At 34.4% G+C, this 24,427-nt stretch carries 10 protein-coding genes; all 10 read left to right on the top strand.

The window, feature by feature from the left end; genetic code table 11:
* Positions 1-159 precede the first annotated feature (159 nt).
* Entirely contained in the window at positions 160-651 is a 492-nt protein-coding gene (locus tag DOK81_RS08040; protein WP_206909924.1) for a mannose/fructose/sorbose PTS transporter subunit IIB, read from the top strand.
* 97 nt (positions 652-748) lie between these two features.
* Positions 749-1,714 (top strand): mannose/fructose/sorbose PTS transporter subunit IIA, encoded by a 966-nt coding sequence (locus DOK81_RS08035; protein WP_206909922.1) that lies wholly within the window; start codon positions 749-751, stop codon positions 1,712-1,714.
* 48 nt (positions 1,715-1,762) lie between these two features.
* The gene (locus DOK81_RS08030) at positions 1,763-2,572 is read left to right on the top strand and encodes a PTS mannose/fructose/sorbose transporter subunit IIC (RefSeq protein WP_206909920.1); all 810 of its coding nucleotides are present in this window, start codon (positions 1,763-1,765) and stop codon (positions 2,570-2,572) included.
* A gap of 17 nt (positions 2,573-2,589) precedes the next feature.
* Entirely contained in the window at positions 2,590-3,504 is a 915-nt protein-coding gene (locus DOK81_RS08025; RefSeq protein WP_067480490.1) for a PTS system mannose/fructose/sorbose family transporter subunit IID, read from the top strand.
* Between the two features lie 68 nt (positions 3,505-3,572).
* Positions 3,573-19,460, top strand: coding sequence for a non-ribosomal peptide synthetase (locus DOK81_RS08020; protein WP_206909919.1), 15,888 nt, complete (start codon positions 3,573-3,575; stop codon positions 19,458-19,460).
* Positions 19,461-19,856 carry an aspartate 1-decarboxylase gene (gene panD / locus DOK81_RS08015; RefSeq protein ID WP_206909918.1) on the top strand — a complete coding sequence of 132 codons (396 nt, stop codon included), beginning with the start codon at positions 19,461-19,463 and terminating at the stop codon, positions 19,854-19,856.
* A gap of 2 nt (positions 19,857-19,858) precedes the next feature.
* The gene (yqeK, locus tag DOK81_RS08010) at positions 19,859-20,770 is read left to right on the top strand and encodes a bis(5'-nucleosyl)-tetraphosphatase (symmetrical) YqeK (RefSeq protein ID WP_206909917.1); all 912 of its coding nucleotides are present in this window, start codon (positions 19,859-19,861) and stop codon (positions 20,768-20,770) included.
* Positions 20,771-20,833: 63 nt separating this feature from the next.
* Positions 20,834-23,260: an AMP-binding protein gene (locus tag DOK81_RS08005; RefSeq protein WP_206909916.1), complete on the top strand. Its 2,427-nt coding sequence runs from the start codon at positions 20,834-20,836 to the stop codon at positions 23,258-23,260.
* A complete protein-coding gene (locus DOK81_RS08000) occupies positions 23,257-23,913 on the top strand; it encodes a hypothetical protein (RefSeq protein ID WP_206909915.1) in 657 nt (218 codons plus the stop codon). The genes DOK81_RS08005 and DOK81_RS08000 overlap by 4 nt, the downstream gene beginning before the upstream one ends.
* 121 nt (positions 23,914-24,034) lie before the next feature.
* A complete protein-coding gene (locus tag DOK81_RS07995) occupies positions 24,035-24,409 on the top strand; it encodes a DUF956 family protein (protein ID WP_206909914.1) in 375 nt (124 codons plus the stop codon).
* The last annotated feature ends 18 nt before the right edge of the window (positions 24,410-24,427 follow it).

Genomic DNA, 24,427 nt, shown 5'->3' with positions numbered 1-24,427 from the left:
TCCTTTTTGTGTATTGTTTAAAAAAGCTTAAAGAACCAGTAGTGTATCACTTAAAAGTTGGCACGCTTCTTGCTTTTATATAAGTGTGCTAGGAATTGGTTGCTTTCACAGAAATGATAGGGGTTTCTGTGAAGTAGTTTGAAAAAAGGAGTTTTGAAGATGGATATTCGATTAGCGCGTATAGATGATCGTTTAATCCACGGACAAGTTGCGACGGCTTGGTCAAAATCGACTGGTGTTGAACGAATCATTGTAGTCAGCGATATGGTGGCAAAAGACGATTTGAGAAAGTTTCTGTTAAAAGAAGCAGCACCACCAGGAATTCATGCGAACGTGATAACTGTTCAAAAGATGATCCAAGTTTATCAAAGTGGATTATTAGCAAATGCGAAAGTCATGCTGTTATTCACAAACCCTCAAGATGTAGAAGCAATTGTCCGCTGTGGTGTGCAACTGAATTCACTAAATATTGGCGGCATGAGTTTTACTGATGGCAAAACAATGATTACTAATTTTGTTTCAGTAAACCAACGCGATATAGAAGCTTTTAACTATTTGGATAGTCAAAAAGTGGAATTAGAGATTCGCAAAGTACCTGCAGACAGAAAGGTTCTTTTAAGGGAGCTACTAGCAAAAGCAAAAAAGGCATAGTTGGATGTTGTGGTCGGTCAAACAATCTGTTGTAATGGTTAGCAATTATTTTTAATTTTGATTTTTGTTACAACAAAAAGAAATAGGAGGTATAAGTATGGTAGGAATTATCCTAGCAAGTCACGGACAGTTTGCTGAAGGAATCTTACAGTCTGGTTCAATGATCTTTGGCGAACAAGAAAACGTTAAAGCAGTTATTTTGAAACCAAGCGAAGGTCCAGATGACTTGAGAGCCAAGTTAGAAGAGGCAATTGCTTCTTTTGACAATCAAGACGAAGTATTATTCTTAGTTGATTTATGGGGTGGTACTCCATTCAATCAAGCAAATACTTTGTTTGAAGAACACAAAGACAAATGGGCAATCGTCAGTGGTTTGAACTTGCCAATGTTAATTGAAGCATATGCTTCTCGTTTTTCAATGGAATCTGCGCAAGAAATTGCAGCACATATCATTGAAACTGCAAAAGAAGGTGTGAAGGTTAAACCAGAAGAGTTAGAACCAGAAGAAGCACCAAAAGCTGAAGTACAACAATCTGTATCTGGAACTCCAGGTAAATTCAGCTATGTTTTAGCTCGTATCGATTCACGTTTGCTTCATGGGCAAGTTGCGACAGCTTGGACAAAAACAACAAATCCAACTCGTATTATTGTTGTTTCTGATGCAGTAGCTAAAGATGAACTTCGTAAAAAATTGATTCAACAAGCTGCTCCTCCAGGTGTAAAAGCACATGTTGTTCCAATTGAACAAATGATCAAGCTAGCTAAAGATGACCAACACTTTGGTGGACAACGTGCTTTACTTTTATTCGAAAACCCTCAAGATGTGTTAAGAGCGGTTGAAGGTGGCGTACCATTAGAAACAGTTAACGTTGGTTCTATGGCTCATTCACCAGGTAAAGTGCAACCAAATAAAGTCTTGGCATTCAGTCAAGCTGACATTGATACTTTCCGTAAACTTGAAGACGCTGGCGTCAAATTTGATGTACGTAAAGTACCAAATGATTCAAAAGGAAATATGGATGAAATTTTGAAAAAAGCACAAGAAGAATTAAACAAAAAATAATAAACAAACATAGTTTTAACTATCAGAGAAAAATGGAGGCTTAACATCATGGAATTAAACTTTATTCAAATGATATTAGTCGTTATCGTAGCATTTTTAGCTGGTATGGAAGGAATTCTTGATGAATTTCATTTCCATCAACCAGTAATCGCATGTACGTTAATCGGCTTAGTTACTGGGAACTTAATACCTTGCCTTATTTTAGGTGGTACTTTACAAATGATCGCTCTTGGTTGGGCAAATATCGGCGCTGCTGTAGCTCCCGATGCTGCTTTAGCATCTGTTGCATCTGCAATTATTTTAGTATTAGGTGGTCAAGGAAGAGCTGGAGTTTCTTCAGCTATCGCGATCGCTGTACCTCTAGCTGTTGCTGGTCTATTATTAACAATCATCTGTCGTACAATCGCAACAGCTTTCGTTCACTTGATGGATGCTGCTGCGAAAGAAGGTAACTTCAGAAAAGTTGAATTATGGCACATCATTGCAATTTGTATGCAAGGTGTACGTATTGCAATTCCAGCTGCTTTGATCTTGGCAATCGGTGAAGGACCTGTGAAAGGGTTACTTGAATCTATGCCAGTTTGGTTGACAGATGGATTAGCAATCGGTGGTGGTATGGTTGTAGCTGTTGGTTATGCAATGGTTATCAACATGATGGCTACAAAAGAAGTATGGCCATTCTTCGCAATTGGTTTCGTATTAGCAACTGTTTCTGAAATCACTCTTATCGGACTTGGTGCAATCGGTGTAGCTCTTGCTCTTATCTACTTAGCCCTATCTAAACAAGGTGGCGGCTCAGGTAATGGTGGTAGCTCGAATACTGGTGACCCACTAGGCGATATCATAGATAACTACTAAAGGAGGCGTACACGAAAATGGCAGAAGAAAGAATTCAATTATCGAAAAAAGATCGTATTTCTGTTTGGTGGCGTTCAACTTTCATCCAAGGATCATGGAACTACGAACGTATGCAAAATGGTGGCTGGGCTTTCTCAATGATTCCAGCAATCAAAAAATTATATAAAACAAAAGAAGACCGTGCAGCTGCATTAGAACGTCATTTAGAGTTCTTTAATACACACCCATATGTAGCTTCACCAATTTTAGGGGTTACATTGGCACTTGAAGAAGAACGTGCAAATGGCGCACCTGTTGATGATGTAACAATTCAAGGGGTTAAAGTTGGTATGATGGGACCTTTAGCTGGTATCGGAGATCCAGTTTTCTGGTTCACAGTAAAACCAATTCTTGGTGCATTAGCAGCTTCTCTTGCAATGAGTGGTAACATCTTAGGACCAATCATTTACTTCCTAGGTTGGAATATTATTCGTATGGCTTTCATGTGGTATACACAAGAATTTGGCTACAAAGCTGGTTCAAAAATCACTGAAGATTTATCTGGTGGATTACTACAAGATATCACTAAAGGTGCTTCAATCTTAGGTATGTTTATCTTAGGTTCGTTAGTTAACCGCTGGGTATCAATCAGCTTTGCACCTACAGTTTCAACTGTAAAACTTGATAAAGGTGCATACATCGAGTGGGACAAATTACCTGCTGGTGCTGAAGGAATTAAATCTGCTTTGGAACAACAAGCAGCAGGTTTATCTTTAACTTCTTCTAAAGTTACTACATTACAAGACAACTTAGATAGCTTGATCCCTGGTCTTGCTGCTCTATGTTTAACATTGTTCTGTATGTGGTTACTTAAGAAAAAAGTATCACCTATCATCATTATCCTTGGATTATTCGTGGTTGGTATTGTCTTCCACTTAATCGGATTGATGTAAAAAAAGAATCAGATAGTCTGAGCTCATTTTGAGCTTCAGACTATTTTTTTTAGGGAGGTAGCGTTATTATGACTGATAATTTAGTCAAAATGTTTGAAAAACAAGTTGTAAAAAGTCCCAATGCCATAGCTGTTGAATTTAAGGATGAGTCATTGAGTTATCAAGAGTTAAATGAAAAAGCGAATACTGTAGCCCATTACTTAGTAACTGAAGAAAAAATCAAAGTCGGCGACATTATTCCTTTATTGTTGGAACGAAACGAGAAAATCGTTATTGCTATGCTCGCAGTTTTGAAAGCGGGTGCAGCGTATACTGGCTTATCCAAGCAATATCCAGAAACACGAATTGATTTTGTACGAAAACAAACAAAGGCAAAACTGCTTATTGACGACGAATTTATGAGCCAAAAATTTGAATACCATCCAACTAATCTAGACATCACAATACCTGAAAACGAACGAGCATACTTGGTGTATACTTCTGGAACGACGGGAAATCCAAAAGGGGTAGTTCATACACATAAAAGTGTGTTAAATCATATTAGGGCATACACTGAATTTTTAGCTATAGATACAGTTGCTCCACTTAATATGCTGTTTTTGGTTAATTATGTTTTTTCAGTTGCAACAACACAAATCTATACAGCCCTATTTAACGGACACAAACTAATTATCTCTGAACCAGATTGTCTAGAAGATATTAATAAATTTTCACAATATATTGACGAAAAAAGAATCAATTATTTTCAAAGCACGCCGTCACTTGCAGACAGTTTAGATTTTTCAAAGTTATCTCATTTAAAAACTGTCGCTGTGGCAGGAGAAAAATTGTCACCAAATCTTGTCAAAAATGCGAAAACAAACAATGTGAAACTTATTAATGTATATGGACAATCAGAATTTCATTCTGTAACTGCAAAAGTTATTAATTCACTAAAAGATATCAATAACATTGGTTCTACGTTAACTAATATGACTACTTATGTATTAGATGATTCATTTCATGAAGTAGAGATCGGTGAAATCGGTGAAATTTGTGTGGTAGGAGATCAATTAGCCAAAGGATATTTAAACTTAGATGAAGAAACCAAAAAACATTTTGTAACAAATCCGTTTGGTAAAGGAAGATTATGTAAAACTGGTGATTTAGTGAAAAGATTGCCTGACAATGAGTATGAATTTGTAGGGAGAAATGATTTCCAATTAAACATTAATGGGATTAGAACTGAGCCAGGGGAAATCGAGGCTCAGATCAACAAAGTAGAAGGTATCAGCAATTCGGTAGTAATAGGTTATAAGGACCAGTTTATCCTTGCTTATTATGTAAGTGACCATCGAATCAATGAACAGCAAATAAAAAAAGTCGTTAATATGGGTGTACCTGAGTATATGCAACCCCATATGTACATTTGGCTTGAGAAGCTACCTTTGAATGACAATGGAAAATTAGATAGAAAAAAATTACCAGAAGTAAATCTTGGCAGAAAAAAATTTGTAGCACCTGCCAGTTACGATGAAAAAATACTAGTGGATCTAATTGAAAAATTATTGAAAATAGAAAAAGTGAGTGTACGAGATAACTTTTTCGAGCTTGGTGGCACTTCATTGCAAGCAATCAAATTATCGAATCAGGTAATGGAAAAAACCAATAAAAAAATAACTACAAAATTGATTTTGAGTACTGAAAGCATCCAAGAATTAGCAGCTATTATGAGTAATGAAAAGTCAGTGAAAGAATTGCCACTCGTAGCCATAAATGTGACAGAAACTTTGATGAGCCCCGCGCAAAGAAGAATGTTTGTATTCTATCAACTAGATAAAAGACAAACGAAATATAATGAACAAACGATTCTAGATTTTGACGGGCATGTAGACGTTAACAGATTAAAGAAAGCGTTTTCTTTGGTTGTGAGCAAACATGAAACATTAAGAACACGTTTTTTCACAAAAGATGGAAAATATATGCAGGAGATAATGCCTGAAGGAATAGTAGATTTTAAGCTCATACCTTTTACCTCACATTTCGAGTCGTTAGTCACACCTTTTGATTTAGAAAAAGGTCATACGATGCGCATCCGCTTGCTAAGAGGAGACAGTCATGATTCTTTATTTATAGATAAGCATCACATTATTACTGACGGAACTAGTGAAGACATTTTTTATAGCGAATTATCAAAAGCTTATGAAAATAAACATCTTTCAACTCCTGCATACCATTATAAAGATTACAGCAATTGGTTTAATCAACTAGAGGTTTCTGATGAAGCTAAGTGGTGGAAAAATTATTTAGATGGGTATCAAAGATTAGAGTTGGCAACCGATTATCATTATCAAAAAGATTTGTTATCCGTTGGGCAAACAGAATTGTTTGTTTTTGATGAAATATTATTGCGTGAATTAAGAACATTTTCGAAAGAGAATAAAGTGAGTGAATATGTTGTTCTATTTTCGATGATTAGTTATTTACTATCTAAAATCTACTATTCAAATGACTTTGTCCTCGGCACAGTTGCTAATGGTAGAGTGCATGAGAAAACTGAACAAATGTTAGGGATGTTTGTTAATACGCTGCCAATCAGAGTAACAATCGATCAGAATCAAAGTACAGTTGAATTTCTAAAAAGAATGAATGAAAATATTCTATCTGCAGTTTCAAATCAAAACTATCAGTTTGAACAAATTGCAAAGGATCTAAATGTAGCAACTGATGGAAGAAATCCATTTTTTGATTGTATGTATGTTTATCAACAAAGAAATTCTCAAGAGTATTTCGCTGGTGAAGCCAAAAGAAATGAGTATAAAACTTCAGCGTCAAAATTTCATTTGACGTTTGAAGTAGAAGATCATGACTCAACGATGTCTTTATACCTGAATTATGACACTTCTCTTTTCAAAAAAAACACAATTGCTAAATTAGGTAAGCAATTTTTCAGATTATTAGGATCGTACTTGCATTCTGAAAATAAACGGTTAAAAGATTTGTCTCTTGTTTCCAAAGAAGAGCAAGAAAAACTAATTCAACATACCCAATTTTCGTCTAAACCAAATGTCATTCATTTGATAGAAGAACAAGTCGACATCCATCCGGAAAGCATTGCACTGCAGTTTGAGAACAAATCATTGACCTATCTAGAATTAGATAATGAAGTGAACCGAGTAGCGAACTACTTGCTCAGTGAGTATCACGCCTGTTCGGAACAAAAAATTCCTTTATTGCTTCAACGATCTGAAAAAATGATTATTGCTATTTTAGCTGTTTTAAAAACAGGAGCTGCTTATGTTCCAATTAGTCCAAAATATCCACAGGAGCGTATTGATTACATTGTGGAAACCTGTAAATCAAGCTTCATCATTGATGATCAATTTATGTATCAAGACTTTCCTAATAATACAGCTCGTCCAAATCAAAGCATAAATGCAAATGATTTAGCTTATATCATTTTTACCTCTGGAACTACTGGAAAGCCTAAAGGCGTAATGGTCGAACATGGGAATTTAAGTAATTTTGTGGTAGAAGTTCCAAAAATGGAACATTCAGGAATGAAAACAGGGAGGATTAATGGCGCCTTCTTTGAATATGTGTTTGATGCATCTATCCATGATTTGATACGTCCATTTACGATGGGCGAAAGTGTCGTGATGCTTGATACAGATCTAATTTATGATATTGATCGTTTTATTAAAACCTTAAATCATTATCATGTAGAGGCAATCGGTATGACACCATCGTTAGCTGGAAAGATCGATCTTAATTTAGTTCCAAGTATGAAAGTTATTCATTGTGGTGGTGAGTCCATTACCTTAGAGGTGATTGAAAAATATGCCAAAACAGGCATACAAATAAATAATTGTTATGGGCCAACGGAAACGACTGTTCTAAGTTTTGTAAATAATGATACGAAGGACCTTTCTATTGGGAAGCCGATTGGTGGAGTAAAACCTTATGTGTTAGATGATGATCAAAACTTACTTCCGGCAGGAGCTGTAGGTAATCTCTATATAGGGGGGAATCAAGTAACTAGAGGCTACCTTAATCAATTAGAAGAAACAAGCCAACGGTATATCATGAACCCTTTTGGAACAGGAATTTTATATAACACTGGAGATCTTGTTCGTCAATTGGAAGATGGATCGTATCAATACTACGGTCGAAAAGACCAACAAATCAAGATTCGGGGATTCAGAATTGAGTTGCCAGAAATTGAAAAACAATTAAAGACGATTAAAAAGATCAAGCAAGTTGCAATAGTAGTCAACAAAGAAAATTTGATTGCTTACTATACTGCCGATGAAGTATTGGACACCATGCGATTGAGAAGAAAAGTTAGTCAAAAGCTTCCAGATTATATGGTTCCAGTAGCGTATATCCGAATTTCTGATCTACCTTTAACCATTAATGGAAAAATAGACATTAGCAAGCTACCAGCGCCACAGTTCGAAGAAGAATATGTTGAACCAAATACAGATAGAGAAGTGGAAATTGCTCAAGCATTTTGTGAAGTGTTAGCTATACCAAGAGCTTCGGTATGCACCGACTTTTTCAGAATGGGCGGAAATTCTATTGCGGCTATTTCATTAGCAAATCTAATTGATTTACCTGTAAAAGAAATCTTTGAGCATAAGACGATTCGCAACCTTGCGAAGCTAACAGTTAAAAACTTAAAAATTGAGAAACAAGATTTTCCTAATGAAGAAGCGCAAGAGTTATCTTATGCTCAGGAACGACTTTTTTATATCGATCAGTTAGAAGAAGGAACACAAGCTTATAATATACCAATAGTTACTACTTTAAATCCAAAGATCAATTTACAAAAGCTAGAATCAGCTATTCAAGAAGTAGTTCAACGTCATGAAATCTTGAGAACAGTGATTGTTGATTTCCATCAAAAAGTGCTTCACACGGAAGTTGAAATTACGCACCAACCGATTAAAAATAAGGAATATTTTGCTTATAAGTTTGACTTGACTCGAGAAATACCAATACGAGTGAATATATATCAGAATGTCTTGACCTTTAATATTCATCATATTGCTTTTGATGGTTGGTCTACAAATTTGTTATTAGATGAGATAGCTAAGTTATATCGTGGTGAAAAACTACCAGAAATGAACTTACAATACAAAGATTTCGCAAATTGGCAAAGGAAAGTACAAACGAACGATGCACTAAAAGAGCAAAAAGAGTATTGGGTCAAGCAGTTGGCAGACTATGAAGAATTAGATTTCCCTACAGATTTTTCTCGACCTCGAGAATTTGACTATCGAGGAAAAGAATACACATATATGTTGAATGAGGAATTAATTATTAAACTAAAAGAGCTCGCCCAAAGAGAAAATACAAGTTTATTTTCTGTCACTTTAAGTGCATTTATGATCTTGCTCTCAATTTATAGTAATCAAAAAAATGTAGTCGTTGGCACGCCAATTGCTAACCGCCATATCAAAGGAACAGAAGATTTGATTGGCTTTTTCGTGAATACATTAGCTTTGAATGCAAAGGTAGATCCTGAATTGAAAATTAATGAGTTCATTCACTTGAATAGCGAACAAGTAATTAATGCACAAAAATATCAAGATCTACCATTTGAAAGTATAGTAAATGAGCTGAATATTACAGCAGATTTATCAAAAAATCCAATTTTTCAAATTATGTTTGGTTTTCAAGATGTCTCTGATGTATTGTCCTATAAAGATGTGTATCGTGAAATCAATGAAGCATTAGATTTGGATAGTACTAAATTTGATTTTTCAATGATGCATAGAGATAACGCAATCGATTTTACGTATGCTACAAGTTTATTTAAACAAGAAACAATCGCAGATATTGCCAAAACGTATGAACGAATTCTACAAGAAATCGTTGATGAGCCTGACCAATTAATTGCTGAACTTACGTTAACGGAAAATAGTGCGAAAAAAGTGGAAAAAGAATATCCACATAAGTTGATTCACCAGTTATTTGAAAAGCAGGTGGAAACAAATTCAAATGGCCTAGCAATTGTATATAAAGATAAACAATTAACTTATGCGGAGCTTAATCGAAACGCCAATCAATTTGCGCATACATTGATTGAGAAGCATGGAATAAAGCCAGAAACTTGTATACCGATCCTGATGGAACGATCTGAAAAGTATGTGATTGCCATACTAGGTATTTTAAAAGCAGGTGCTTGTTATGTGCCATTAAGCACAGAATATCCTCAAGAACGGATCGATTATATTGTTGAAAAAACAAATGCACCATTGATCATCACAGATGAATTTACAGTTTCTTCTCATAATGTGGAAAATCCAGATCTTCAGTTAACGAATAGGAACCTTGCTTACATCATATTTACTTCTGGTACAACAGGGCTTCCTAAAGGCGTAATGATCGAGCATCGAAATGTCATCAATACTATTTGTAATCAGATCGAATTATACGAAATTACGAAAGAAACGAAAGCTGTCCATTTTTCAAATTTTGTGTTTGATGCATCTGTCTTTGAATTGTTTTACACATTATTAGCCGGAGCTACAACTTATCTACTGGATCAAGAAATTAGAACCGATTATCAAAATCTGAAAAATTTTGTCACTGTAAATGAAATTGACTTAGCTACATTACCACCTGCTATCTTAAATGGAGAGGATCTATTAGACCTAAAAACATTGATTGTTGCAGGCGAAACGACACCAAAAGAAATCTATGAAGCTTATGATAAAAATGGGACAACAATAGTCAATGCTTACGGCCCAACTGAAACAACCATCTGTGCAACGATAAAATTCTATGAGCAAGGGATGGATAATCGAAATATTGGGCAATCTTTAAAAAATGTTACCGCATGGGTACTTGATGAAAACTTAAGACAACTTCCATATAATGCTATAGGAGAACTTTATATTGGAGGAGATGGTTTAGCGAGAGGCTATTTTAAGGACGATGAAAGAACAAAGCAAGCTTTTATTTTACATCCAGAAAAAGGAAAACTATACAAGACTGGAGATCTAGTTAAACAGCTACCAACTGGAGACTTTGTTTATATTGGACGAAATGATTTTCAAGTTAAATTACGTGGTTATCGAATTGAGTTGCAAGAGATAGAGTCTCGTATGTTAGAAATAGCATCTGTTAAACAATGTGTAGCCGTTGTTAAAGAATCTAATATCATCGTTTATTATACGGGCGAATTTGCTTCTTCCTTAGAAAATGTTTTACCAGACTATATGGTGCCAAATAAATATATAAAATTAGAAACGATTCCATTAACTATCAATGGAAAAGTAGATACAAAGCAATTACCTGATCCTATTTTTGATCAACAAGAATTTGTTTCTCCTAAAACTCCAAGAGAAATTGAAATAGCTAATGCCGTTTGTGAGTTATTGAATAGAGAAAAAGTTTCTATCAGGGATGATTTTTATAAACTAGGTGGTAATTCAATCCTAGCGTTGAAATTATCAAATAAAATAAATCTACAAGTCAAACAAATCCTACAAGCAAAAACTATTTTTTCAATGGCAAAAATGGAACCAAGAAAAAAACAACTTCAGAATTATCAGGTAAAAGCAACAGAAAAAATTGAATTATCTTTTGCACAAGAACGATTGTGGTTTATCGATCAATTTGAAGAAGGTAGTAGTGCTTACAATGTTCCTATTATCTTAACTTTAAGACCACATGTATCAAGGAAGAAAATAGAAGAGGTTTTGATAAAGATAGTTGAAAGACATGAAGTGTTACGCACTTTGATTATTGATGGCTATCAAGTGATCCAACCAGAAAAGCTTAAAATCTTACATCAAAAAATTGATGCCAAAGAGTTTGTGGAACAACGATTCGACTTAGAAAAAGAAATACCAATAAGAGTAAATATTTACCATGATCAGCTGATGATTAGTATCCATCATATTGCTTTTGATGGTTGGTCTACAGAAATCTTATTAAAAGAGTTAAATGATTTATATCATGACAATGAATTACCCTCATTACAAAATCAATATAAGGATTATGCTCATTGGCAAAGAGATAATTTAACAGAGAAACAACTAGATAAACAAAAGGAATACTGGAAGGAATATTTGTCATCCTATGAGCCATTGAATTTACCAGCTGACTTTAAACGACCAAAAGAATTCTCATATAAAGGGGCGGATGTCAAAACTGTATTCAAGGCAGAATGGCAAAACTCGCTAGAAGATATAGCTAAAAAATATGGAGTAAGTCTTTATACAGTTATGTTGACTTTATTGGATATTGTACTTTCTCAATATAGTTATCAACAAGAAGTAGTCGTAGGAACTCCTTTTGCTAATCGACACATCGAAGGTACTGAAGATTTGATTGGTTTCTTCATCAACACATTACCTATCAGGACAAAAATGACAAATGATCTTAGTCTAAGTGAACTATTTTTACAAAATAACGAAGCAGTCGTGGAGCTGCAAAATAATCAAGATATTCCTTTTGAACAGATTGTAAAAATGTTGAATGTTGCACAAGATACTTCGAGAAATCCGATTTTTCAAGTTCTATTTAGTGTCCAAAATTTTGCTCCAGTTAACTTAATAAAAAATGATTTGTTTATGAATTGTAATGAAGGATTAAAGATAGAAACTGCCAAATATGATTTGTCTGTGTTAGTAGAAAATGGGTTTATCAACTTTAATTATTGCACAGATATCTATTGTGAAGATACGATCCAATCTATGCTTGATAGTTATATCGCTTTGATTGAACAAGTAATCGAAAATGACATCGTAAAAGTAGCGACTATAACTTTACCAGAAAAAACTTCACTAGGAGTGAAAAAAGAGTATCCTCAAAAGACTGTTGTTGATCTTTTTGCCGATCAAGTTATCAGAACACCAAAAGCAATTGCAATTGAATATCAAGATAAAAAGATTACTTATGAAGAGTTCGATTTATTGACGAATCAATTCGCAAATTATTTATTGGATAATGGGGTCAAGCGTGGGGATAAGGTACCACTAATTCTAGAGCGGAATGAAAAAATGGCAATTGCTATTTGGGGAGTATTAAAGGCGGGCTGTGCTTATGTCCCAATTTCTCCTGAATTTCCTGAAGAAAGAAAAAACTATATTCTTAAACAATTAAATTGTAAATTAGTGGTAACTCAGTCGTTTGCGGGCTTTTTTGCTGGGAATCAATCTTCGATAAAAATGAGGCCAACACTCAATGAGTTAGCTTATATCATTTTCACCTCAGGAACGACAGGTAAACCGAAAGGCGTAATGATTGAACATGCAGGATTGAGCAACCGAATTCAATGGATGAATGAAACTTATCCAATCGATAAAGAAGATAAGATTTATCAAAAGACGAATTATGTTTTTGACGTATCTGTTTGGGAACAAATTTGGGCAGTTTTGACAGGTGCAAGAATTGTTTTTGCAAAAGAAAATGGACATAAGGATCCACTGTATCTTGCAAATGAGATTAAAAGCAAACAGATTACTGTCGTTCACTTTGTTCCTAGTATGCTGGATGCTTTCTTAGATACTGTAGAAACTTACAGTGTTGTGTCTGATCAAGTTGATATGTCTTCACTAAAATATGTTTTTTGCTCTGGTGAGGCGTTAAGTTTAGCAAGTGTACAGCGATTTAAAAAAATGATTCCAAACGCAAATTTATACAACTTATATGGGCCGACAGAAGCAAGTATTGACGTCACAGCCTATGATTGTAATCCTGTCAATATCAATAAGATTCTTATAGGAGAACCTGTAGCTAATACAAATTGTTACGTGCTAGGAATAAATAATCAACTATTGCCAGCAGGTGCAATTGGTGAATTAGCTATTGGTGGTGTTCAATTAGCACGAGGTTATTTAAATCAAGCAGAACTAACGAATGAGAAATTCTTCGACCATCCAAAAGTTGGAAGGATTTATCGCACAGGTGATCTTGTCCGAGTTAATAATCAAGGAGAAATCGATTATTTAGGTCGAAATGATTTTCAGGTAAAAATTCATGGTTTGAGAATCGAACTTAGTGAAATAGAGAAACAACTGACAGAAATAGATGGTATCCAACAAGCAATCGTAGTAAATAAAACGGATCAGTTGATTGCTTATTATTTGAGTCCAAAAGAACTTTCACCAGACTTTTTGAAAGAAGCGCTGAAGGCAAAACTTCCTGATTACATGGTTCCTAAAATCTATACACACATGAAAAAATTTCCTTTAACGATCAACGGAAAACTAGATCGTAGCTCTTTGCCAACTTCGAATGTAGCTCTTGAAGATTTTGTAGGTCCTAGAAATGAAACTGAGTTAGAAATACAATCGATTTTTTCTGAATTATTAGGTCGCGAGCAAGTAAAAATTAGTATATTAGATAATTTCTTCAATTTAGGTGGTGATTCAATCAAAGCCATTCAATTGAGCAATCGTCTAAAACAAAAATTAGATAAAACAATTTCAATTAAACAGATTTTTGACGCTAAAACAATTAAAGGAATCGCCCTACTGATTGATGAAGCTGACGAGGTTCAAATCAGAGCTGAAGGAGGAGAGCTAACAGGGGAAGTCAAATTACTTCCTATCCAAAAATGGTTCTTTGAAGAATATCACTCCTCTCACTTTAATCAGGCGTTTGCTCTTCAATTACCAGAAAATGTAGTTCTTGATAAATTGAAAAGTGCGCTTGTTAAATTGGTAAATTATCATGATGCATTGCGCTTAACGTTCAAAGATGGTATTCAGCTATATGATTCACCTATTTCAACGGTGGATGTTTCATTTGTGAACAGTACGGATGAACTTAATAGAATTCAGCAAAGTTTTCAACTAGATGGGAAGTTGTATCGTTTTGCAATAAAAGAAAAGAGCTTGATCATTATTTGTCATCATCTAGTGATCGATAGTGTTTCTTGGCAAATCATTGCCTCTGATTTAAAAGAACTTTACGAAGGGAAAAGTTTGATAAAGAAACAGACCAGCTATCGCCAATGGACCGAAGTAGTTAGTTCGATGGCGTCAGAAAAAGATACTGCTGAAGTGGATGACTTTTCTGTTGAAACATATAGATGTGGAGATAAATACCACAGCATGAAACTAACTATTGAAGCTAGTGAGACGAAAAAGCTGCTAAACGAGGTAAATCAAGTTTTCAATACGAATATGAATGATCTTTTATTGACGGTTTTGGCTCGAACGTTAAAAAACGTAAATCAAAAAGATTGCATGAGTGTAAAAGTAGAATCTCATGGGCGTGAAGAGATAATGAACGATTTGAATATTCAAAGAACAGTAGGTTGGTTCACTACAATATATCCACAAGTGATTTCTGTTGATCTGCTTAAAACAAAAACATTTGGACGTAAAATAAAAGATCATGGTGTAAGTTATGTAGCAAGCAGAGGGATTCATTCAAAAGATCTTCCGTCGATCATGTTTAATTATCTAGGACAAATTGATACAGGGGAAAATAAGGATTGGTCCATTATTCCCGCTGAATTAGGGAAGCTTACAGATGTAGCTTTCAATGATGTTCTAACGGTCAATAGTGCAATCTCTCAAGAAAAACTGACATTAGAATTTAGCGGATTTATTACTGGATTAACTGAGATTATTTCCGATTATGAAAAAGAACTTAAGAAGCTTATTTCTGAACTTGAACAAATCGGTCGAACCTATTTGACTGTTGAAGATATTCAAGAGGTTACTACTCAACAAAATCTGGATAAACTGCAAGCTACACAGGAGCTAGAGACAGTTTTAGCTGCTAATTCCTTACAAAAAGGTTTTGTCTATCAAAGTTTAAACAACTTAACGAAAGATGATGCCTATATATGTTCGTTTATTTTCGAATATGAACAGGAAATCGATGTGGCCAATTACAAGAAAGCTTGGTCTTATGCACAAAAAAAATATCCTAGTTTGCGTCTATCGTTAAATGCGGAATATGGTGAGATTTTACAAGTTATTGCCAAACAAGGTCAACTTGATTTTGACTATCTGGAAAACGAAACAGTTGAAGACGTGGTTAGAAAAGAAAGAGAGATTCCTTTTTCTTTACAAGAAGGTAATCTTTTTAGGATTAGGTTAATAAAAATGAATCCGACACATTATGTCTGTGTTTTAACGAATCATCATGCGATACTTGATGGTTGGTCCAACCCAGTATTGTTAAATGAGGTTCATACGATCTATCATGCTTTAACTAAGAGACAGCCCATCCATATCATAGAAGACAAAGCTTACATTGAAGCACAATCTTATTTAGTGGATCATAACAATGAAGATAAAGCCTATTGGGAAAAATATCTTAACGAAGTGTTACATCCAGACCTTTCTGGCATATTTAAAGAGGGCATGCGAGAAACGAAACTTGAAACATTCAATCGGATTGAGAAACCAAAGGACAAGGTGTTCAAATTATCGAAAAATGAACAAGAAAATCTACATGATTTTTTAACGAACCATGAAATAACAACTAATATCATGATGCAATATGTCTGGCATAAGGTATTAAGCGTTTATGGTGGAATAAAAGAAACGACTGTTGGTGTAGTGAATGCAGGAAGAAACTTACCGATAGCTGGTGTTGAAAATAGCGTAGGTCTTTATATCCAAACCTTGCCTATCCAATTTAAACATTCTGAAGAAAACATTATCAAGGAATTACACCAACTTCAGGATATCAATAATGAAGGGATGACAAATGGGCATGTCAATCTCTCTGAATTACAAAAAAATGGCGATCGATTGTTTGACACACTCTTTATTTATGAAAATTATCCAGTGCCAAAAGATAATGGCAAGGATGATCGCCTTCGTATTACAAAGACAAATGGTGTGGAAAAACTAGACTACCCATTAACGATTGTTGTTTATGAGACAGAAAAGGAACTGAATTTCCGTATAAAATATGCAGCCGAATTATTTACTGATCATACGATCGACCGGCTGTTTCAACTGATGCATTATTTGATTGAGCAAATTATGGAGGGATCAGAACATTTTAACTATGTTAAAAAAGCACCAGAATTTGGTTTTGCTGAATATCCACAAAAAACAATCGTTGAAGTTTTTGAAAGACAAGTTCTAAAAACACCAAAAAATATAGCAATCAACTTTAATCAGCGTAGTTACTTATTTGACGAAATAAATAAGCAGGCTAACCGTTTAGCGCACACACTAATTAAAAGGTATGACGTCAAAGTTGGTGACAAGATTCCATTGTTGTTGCCTAAGTCAGAAAAGATAATTATTGCGATGCTAGGCATTTTGAAAGCAGGCGCGGTCTATGTGCCAATGTCCACGTCCTATCCAAGTGAACGAATTGCTTATATTCAAAGGCAAGTCGAGGCAAAATTGACAATTACTGAAGAATTCATGCAACAAGAGTTCTCTTTAATTGATAGCAATCCTAATGTAGAGATTCTGCCACAAGATTTGGCCTATATTATTTTTACTTCAGGAACAACTGGAAAACCAAAAGGTGTAATGGTCGAACATCGTAATTTCATTTGCTATTTGGCTAACATGATTGCTTCGATAGAAAGAAATGGAACGACTGATATTGAATTTGGTTGCATCGCTGAGCCTGTGTTCGACATTTTTGGAACAGAAGTCTTTGGTCAAATTTTGCGAGGAAAATCAGTTCATTTATTTACGGGACAGCCAGAAGATTTCCTTACGTTTATGAAGCATAATCGAGTCACGACATTACAATCTACACCAGGAAAAATTAGCTATTTGTTCCAAGAAAATGATGAAGAGATTTTAGAAAGTGCGCTCACGACTATTTTAGTAGGTGGCGAAAAAATGAATGCTTCGTTTGCTGAACGCTTCAAAACAATCACCCTGATTAATATTTATGGGCCAACAGAGGGAACTGTGTGGACGTCAATGAAAAAAGTAGAAGACAATTATTCAAATATAGGTACACCTTTTCCTCAGTATGCACATTATATTTTAGATGAACAATTGAGATTGTTACCAGATGGCGCACCCGGAGAATTATATGTAGGCGGACCACAACTTTCAGCGGGATATTATGGGCAAGAAAGCTTAACAAAAGCTAGCTTTATCGAAAATCCTTATAATGCCTCTGATTCACCAGAATATGCCAGGATCTATAAAACGGGTGATGTCGTTCGAAGATTATTGAATCAAGAATATGAATTAATTGGTCGTAATGATTTCCAAGTGAAGATAAGGGGATTTCGTATAGAACTGGGTGAAATTGAAGCGGCGATGTTAAAAGTCCCAGGTGTTAAGCAGGTACTCGCTTTAGCTTTAGGAAAATCAGATAGTAAATATCTTGGTGTTTATTATCAAGGAGAACAAGAAATCGAACGTAAAACGATTGAAGATGTACTTGCGAAGCATTTGACAGACTACATGATGCCGTCTGGTTATCAATTTGTAAAAGAATTTCCTTTAACGATTAATGGAAAAATAGATCGACACGCCCTACCAGTCATTACCTATGATAATCACGTGAAATTCGTAGCACCAAGAAATCTGGTGGAAGATAGCGTACTAAACATCGTTTGTGAAGTTTTAGAACTTGAAACAAGAAACATTTCAATCTTAGAAAGTTTCTTTAGCATTGGCGGTGATTCAATTAAGGTAATTAAATTGATTAGTTTAATAAAAGCGAAGTTGGGCTATAAACTAACAATCAATCAGGTATTCAAAAACAAAACGATTGAAAAAATTGCACAAATTATTGATCAAAACAGGCACTCTCAGGTATCGAGCGAAGATCATCTGGAAGTAACAAAGCAACACATTGATGATGTCAAAGAGCAAAAATTGTCGTATGCTCAGCAGCTATATCAAAGAGCACCCAAAAATTCTTATAGAAATATCAAAATTAGATTTAAATTGAAAGAAAACATTGTTCCAGCACGAGTAGCAGCAGCCGTAGTGGCAGTAGTTGAGCGACATGAAGTTCTTAGAACCAAAATTTATAAAGACTACCAAGTTGTAGATGAGCAAAAACTAATAGTAACTTCAGATGAAATTGACGTAGAAAGTTACTTTGATCACGAATTTGATTTAAGCCAGGAAATTCCGATCAAAGTAAATATAACAAATGAGGAATTTTGTTGTGTGATTGATCACGTGGCGTTTGATGGCTGGTCTACTTCTCTATTTTTAAAAGAAATTGAAGCATTTTATGACAAAAAAGAATTGGAACAACTGCCTTATCAATACAAGGATTATTCCATTTGTCAGTATAATTTCTTAAATAGTGATCAGAAACAACAACAGCTAGATTATTGGAAAAAAGAATTGGAGGACTTTGAAGGCGTGTATTTATCTGAGAAGGCTACTTCTCCAAAGCGTCAAGTAGCTGGTGCAGATGAGTATTTCTATATTGATGATAAACAATATGAAAAACTTCAACATTTGATTAAAACAAATGATTTAACGATGCACAATATTTTGTTAGGTATCTTTTACTTAATGTGTGCAAAAGTCACTAAGCAATCAACACTTGCTATTGTCATTCCTACACTCAATCGAAATGTTGCTGGAGTCGATCGTTTGATTGGTTTATTCGTCAATCAGTTGTTGTTGCAAATTCATATAGAAGAGAACGAAACATTCATAGAGTTTATAAATAAAATAAATGAAAAAGTTGTCTTAGCACAAAATAATCAGGATATTCCACTTGAACAAATGCTAGAAGAAAACAATATTCAATTAAGTGGAAATACGCTATATTTTGGAATCCAAGGATTTAAGGGAGAAGCATTGAGTCATTCTAAATTATTTGAAGGTATAAAAGAAATGAATCAACAAGCCCAAAAAGATGCTTTTAGCGACTTAACACTCTTTGTTTGGGGACAAACATTAGATTTCAATTATGCTAAAGATTTGTTCCAACCCGATCAAATAAAATTATTTATAACTGTTTATCAAAGAATCGTTCACTTAATAATTGAAGAGCCAATGATTCAAATAAAAGATATTTTTCAGGAGGAAAATTAAATGTTAGTTGAAATGTTAAAAGGAAAAATCCATCGAGCTAAAGTCACACAAGCAGAGCTTGATTATGTAGGAAGTATAACGATTGATGAAGCCTTGATGGAAGCCAGTCATATTTTTGAATATGAAAAAGTACAAATTGCAGATGTTGATAATGGTGAAAGATTTGAGACATATGTGATTGCAGGACCAAGAGATTCAGGAATGATTTGTTTGAATGGTGCAGCAGCAAGATGTGTATCTGTAGGAGATAAAATAATCATTATGAGTTACTGTCAGCTAGAAATCAATGAGGCAAAAGAAGCCAAACCATACGTTGTCTTGGTTGATGAAGAGAATAAAATTCAACGGGAAGTTAGATATGAAAAATATGGGTTACTGACTGAGGAGCTAAAATAACTATGAAAGAAAGAAGTTTTTTGAGCCCAGTGACAGAAAACTTTCTCCACGCAATTGGCGTGGGGAAAGTTTCATATGAGTTAGCAAAAAAATATGAAGTGGATGCTAAACGTGCTTTTATCGCAGGTGTTCTCCATGATTTAGGGGGAGCTATTCCTGATAGTGATCGAGTTGAAATAGCCCAGCTTTATCATATTCCGCTTTTTGAAGAAGAAAAAATGGTTCCAATGCTTGTTCATGCAAAACAAGGAGAATTTTTTGCTCGAAATTTATTTCAAATTGAAGATCCAGAAATATTGAATGCCATACTTTACCATACGACTTGTATCGATGAGGCTTCTTCATTAGTAAAAATCGTTTTTATAGCTGACAAAATACATTGGGATCGAAATGGCAAACCACCATATTTGACGGGATTATTAAAAGCACTTGAACAATCATTAGACGAAGGTTGCAAGTACTTTCTAGAATGGCTATGGCAATCAGATTTATATGTGATCCATCCATTTTTGAGAAGAAGCTACGGATATTATATACAGAATCAAACTTTTCCATTTTTAGACCGGAATACACTAACGAATGAAGAAACTGTCGAAATTACACCAGAAATACGAAAAAAATATTTTCTAAATGAAATTATTTGCGAATTTGAAAAGATATTTGACAGGACAAATCATTCTTTAGAGTTAGCCAAAAGTAATAATGTTGATGCAGATGAAGCGTTTATTGCTGCCGCGCTGATGAACGCAAGTAATACGATTTCTGACAGTGAAAAATCGAAAGTGGCTTTTGCGCTACAACTAGATCCTAATGCACCTAATCTAGTAGCACAAATCAATTATTATTTTGCTGAAACAGAATTTGATGTGAAAAATCCACGTATTTTAGAAATGATAATGAATGCCGGAAGCTAATCAGGGAAAATCAGCTCCAAAACTATTTTTTGTTAAGATCGAACGAGTAGGAGGAAATAGATGATGGCCGAATCAAAGGATTTTTTAGAACAAATATTTGATTATGCAGATACAATACCCAATCAAATCGCCTTGGTTGATGATGAAAATGAGTTTACTTATCTTGAAATGAAAGAAAAAATAGAAGCGACGATTCGATTACTAAAAGAATATCAACTTGAAGATCAATGTGTCGCACTTCAGGTAACAAGAGGTGTTTACTTTCCGATTATAGTCTTGGCATTAACAAAAATGTCTGTGACTTTTATCCCACAAGATATCACCCAACCTAAAGAACGACTTAATCAAATGATTGAAACAGCGCAAGCAACAGCAATTATTTCTATAAAAAACGGAAACTATCATGTCCAAAAAATTGACCAAAATAAAATAAAAAACACCAATGCTTGGGCAATTTATTTTACGTCTGGTTCTACAGGAATCCCGAAAGCTGTAGAGATTCCTAGAGAAAATGTGATGAATACAGTGATTTGGGAAAAAAATGAATTTGAAATTAGTATAAAGGATAGAGTAGCAGCATATACACCTTATTCATTTGCAATCAGTTATATTGAACTTTTTTCGACACTTTATTCTGGTGCCACACTTTATGTAGTGAATGAGCAGATTCGTCATGATTTAAACATGCTAGAAGCGTACTTAGTCAAACATTCAATTACATTTATGAACACTACAGCAGTGATTGGGGAACAAATAGTTAAGCGCATGACGATTCCTAGCTTAAGAATATTAACTTTTTCAGGTCAAAGATTCCCTAATATCGATTTAAGTAAGGTATCATATAAAATTTTCAATGTTTATGGGAATACTGAATGCGGGGCTGCAACTATTAAAGAAATGAAATCTACGGATAAAAAAATCACGATTGGTAAGCCAGTCTATCGGATGAACGCATTGATATTAGGGGAAAAGAATGAATCCCTTGCTATAGGAGAGGTTGGTGAGCTCTTTATTTATGGTCCACAAGTTGCAAAAGGCTATTATTTTAATCCAGATGCTACTTCAAAAACATTTATAACTGTAGAAAATTCAAATAATGAAAAAGTTAGAGGATACCGTACAGGAGACTTTGCACGAATCTTACCATCAGGTGAAATCGACTATCTTGGTAGACGCGACCGACAATACAAAATAAATGGTGTACGAATTGACTTAGCAGAAATTGAAGAAGCCTTACAAAAGGTTCTTCCTCAGCTCCAACAAAGTTATGTAACCGTCAGAAAGAATCGTATTTACTGTTGGATTACTAGTGAAAAATGTGAGAATGAACAATTGATACTTGAGCAACTGAATCAATATTTATCTGATGTGATGATACCTACTAGATTGATTCAAATAGACTCGTTACCACTTAACGGCAATGGAAAAACAGACGAAAATCAACTTTTTGCTGAGCTATCAGAACGAGTAGACAGGGACATTCAACGTCACATTAGTACGAACCAAGCAACTATCGAAGCATATTTAACAACAGCTTGGGCACAGATTTTAAATATAGACGAAGAAAACATTAGTTTTGAAAGCGACTTTAAAAAATTAGGTGCTAGTTCCTTACAAATCATGGAATTAGGCGTGAAAATTTTACAAGATAGAAATCAAAAAGTGAACTTTGTTGAATTGCATAAACAAAGTAAGCTCAGTGATATGGCTAAATTATTAGTAAAGGAAAATAATTTTCAATCGATTTATACCTTTGTACCTAGAACAGCTGAAATGAAGGATAATCCGGGCCTATTCATTGTTCATTCAGGAAATACAGGTAGTGATGTCTATCGCCCTTTGTTTGAAAAAATTATTGCGCCAGATTTTCCTATCTATGTCATTGAACCTCATAACTTACTTACCTCAGACGAACGAATTGATGGAATTGAAAACATTGCCAAGTACTACAGTGAACTTATTGCAACCTTTATTCCAGAAAAAAAGATCGGTCAGATTAAACTGATGGGATGGAGCTATGGTGGTGTGGTTGCAAGTGAAATTTGTCATCAAATGATGGAAAATAAAAATCATAAAGAAGTTACTGAGTTGATTATTTTAGATTCGCCATTCTATTTAAGCCAAGAAGATATTGATTTGGCACGAACAAGAGAAAAAACTGGCTATTATCGCAAATATTTTGAAGAAACCCACATTTTTAAAAATAAAGATCAAAAAAATATTACAACAGAACGCTTAATTAAAAATAACCATGAGGTGTTTCAAGATTTAGTTCACTATAAACCTAAAACATTGACAGTGCCAACTATTTTTATACGGAGTATGGTTGAAGAACGTCCTTTAAGTGATGAACAAATCGATCAACTATTTAGTAATAATCGTATCATCGATGTCTTTTCAAGACATGATTATTTATTTGTTGAGGAAGAGACTGCTTCGATCATCAAAAAGCTTCTTCAACTTACTCCTATAGGAGACTCTGAAAAATGAAACGCATATTGATTGCTCCAATTAATACCATGTTGTTTGAAGAAGTAATGACTTTTGTAAGAGTCGTTGCACCTATGCGATATGATTATGTCTGTCATTTTTATAGAAAAGAAGATCAATACCGGTCGGCGTTAGCCTATGTATTACTTTGTTTAGCAAATAAAAAAATAGTAGGTGAAATCAGTAGAGGTGTCAATGGCAAGCCTTATTTGCAAGAGACAGATTGTCAGATTTCAATTTCTCATACAAATGGATTGGTGAGTGTCGGCATTTCAAATGAAAATATCGGCGTCGACTGTGAAATAGAATCGAATATTGACGAGATAATCATAGATGAATCCTTTTCAAAAAAAGAAAAAATTCAAGTTACTAAAGATGATTTTTTAAAAGTGGTTTTTTGGACTGCCAAAGAAGCAATCAGTAAATTATATAACGAAGACTGGTACTCTTCACCAGCAACAGAATTGATTTACAATAATAGTGAACTAAAAGACACAGTTATTCAGGAAGTCTATCTTCATCCATTTGTTTTTCTTAATGGATGTATCTGTACAGCAAGTTTGAGTGCTGAGCAACCAGATTTTCAAGTAATAACAGAAAAAGAACTTATTGAATTTTTTGATAGTTTTAGCGAATTTTTCTCAAAAAATTGACAAGTTTGGTGATTTCATTCTGCGTTGCTTTATTTTTTAGAAATGTCTATAATTATAATGATAGAGAAGAACGCTTTGTTATGATAAAGCAGAGAATAACTTGAATGGAGTAAATATTAGCATGGTACAATCAATCAATACAAAAGTCGATTTAACAGTCAATGCTACTTCTTATTTAGGAATTACCGAATATGGGAAAATCATGATTGGTGACAAAGGGTTTGAATTTTACAATGAAAGAGATGCGCGTAAGTTTGTTCAGATTCCTTGGGAGGAAGTAGATTATGTCATTGCTTCTGTGATGTTCAAAGGAAAATGGATTCCTCGTTTTGCCATTCAAACAAAACGAAATGGAACGTATTCTTTTTCAGCAAAGAAACCAAAAGTTGTTTTGAGAGCCATCCGTAACTACGTAGATCCTGATCATATGGTTAAATCTTTGAGTTTATTGGATGTTGTTAAGAGAGGCGTTAAGAACATTTTTAAACGAAAATAAAAAAACGAGTGATTTTTC

It is taken from the genome of Enterococcus sp. DIV0660C, assembly GCF_017316125.1.
GTDB lineage: Bacteria > Bacillota > Bacilli > Lactobacillales > Enterococcaceae > Enterococcus_B.
This window is presented reverse-complemented; position numbering and strand designations above follow the sequence as displayed.

Bases quoted from the DNA above. Each gene is read 5' to 3' on its own strand.
- DOK81_RS08040 (WP_206909924.1), top strand. From the start codon at position 160: ATGGATATTCGATTAGCGCGTATAGATGATCGTTTAATCCACGGACAA.
- DOK81_RS08000 (WP_206909915.1), top strand. From the start codon at position 23,257: ATGAAACGCATATTGATTGCTCCAATTAATACCATGTTGTTTGAAGAA.
- DOK81_RS08030 (WP_206909920.1), top strand. From the start codon at position 1,763: ATGGAATTAAACTTTATTCAAATGATATTAGTCGTTATCGTAGCATTT.
- DOK81_RS08035 (WP_206909922.1), top strand. From the start codon at position 749: ATGGTAGGAATTATCCTAGCAAGTCACGGACAGTTTGCTGAAGGAATC.
- yqeK (WP_206909917.1), top strand. From the start codon at position 19,859: ATGAAAGAAAGAAGTTTTTTGAGCCCAGTGACAGAAAACTTTCTCCAC.
- DOK81_RS08025 (WP_067480490.1), top strand. From the start codon at position 2,590: ATGGCAGAAGAAAGAATTCAATTATCGAAAAAAGATCGTATTTCTGTT.
- panD (WP_206909918.1), top strand. From the start codon at position 19,461: ATGTTAGTTGAAATGTTAAAAGGAAAAATCCATCGAGCTAAAGTCACA.
- DOK81_RS08020 (WP_206909919.1), top strand. From the start codon at position 3,573: ATGACTGATAATTTAGTCAAAATGTTTGAAAAACAAGTTGTAAAAAGT.
- DOK81_RS08005 (WP_206909916.1), top strand. From the start codon at position 20,834: ATGGCCGAATCAAAGGATTTTTTAGAACAAATATTTGATTATGCAGAT.
- DOK81_RS07995 (WP_206909914.1), top strand. From the start codon at position 24,035: ATGGTACAATCAATCAATACAAAAGTCGATTTAACAGTCAATGCTACT.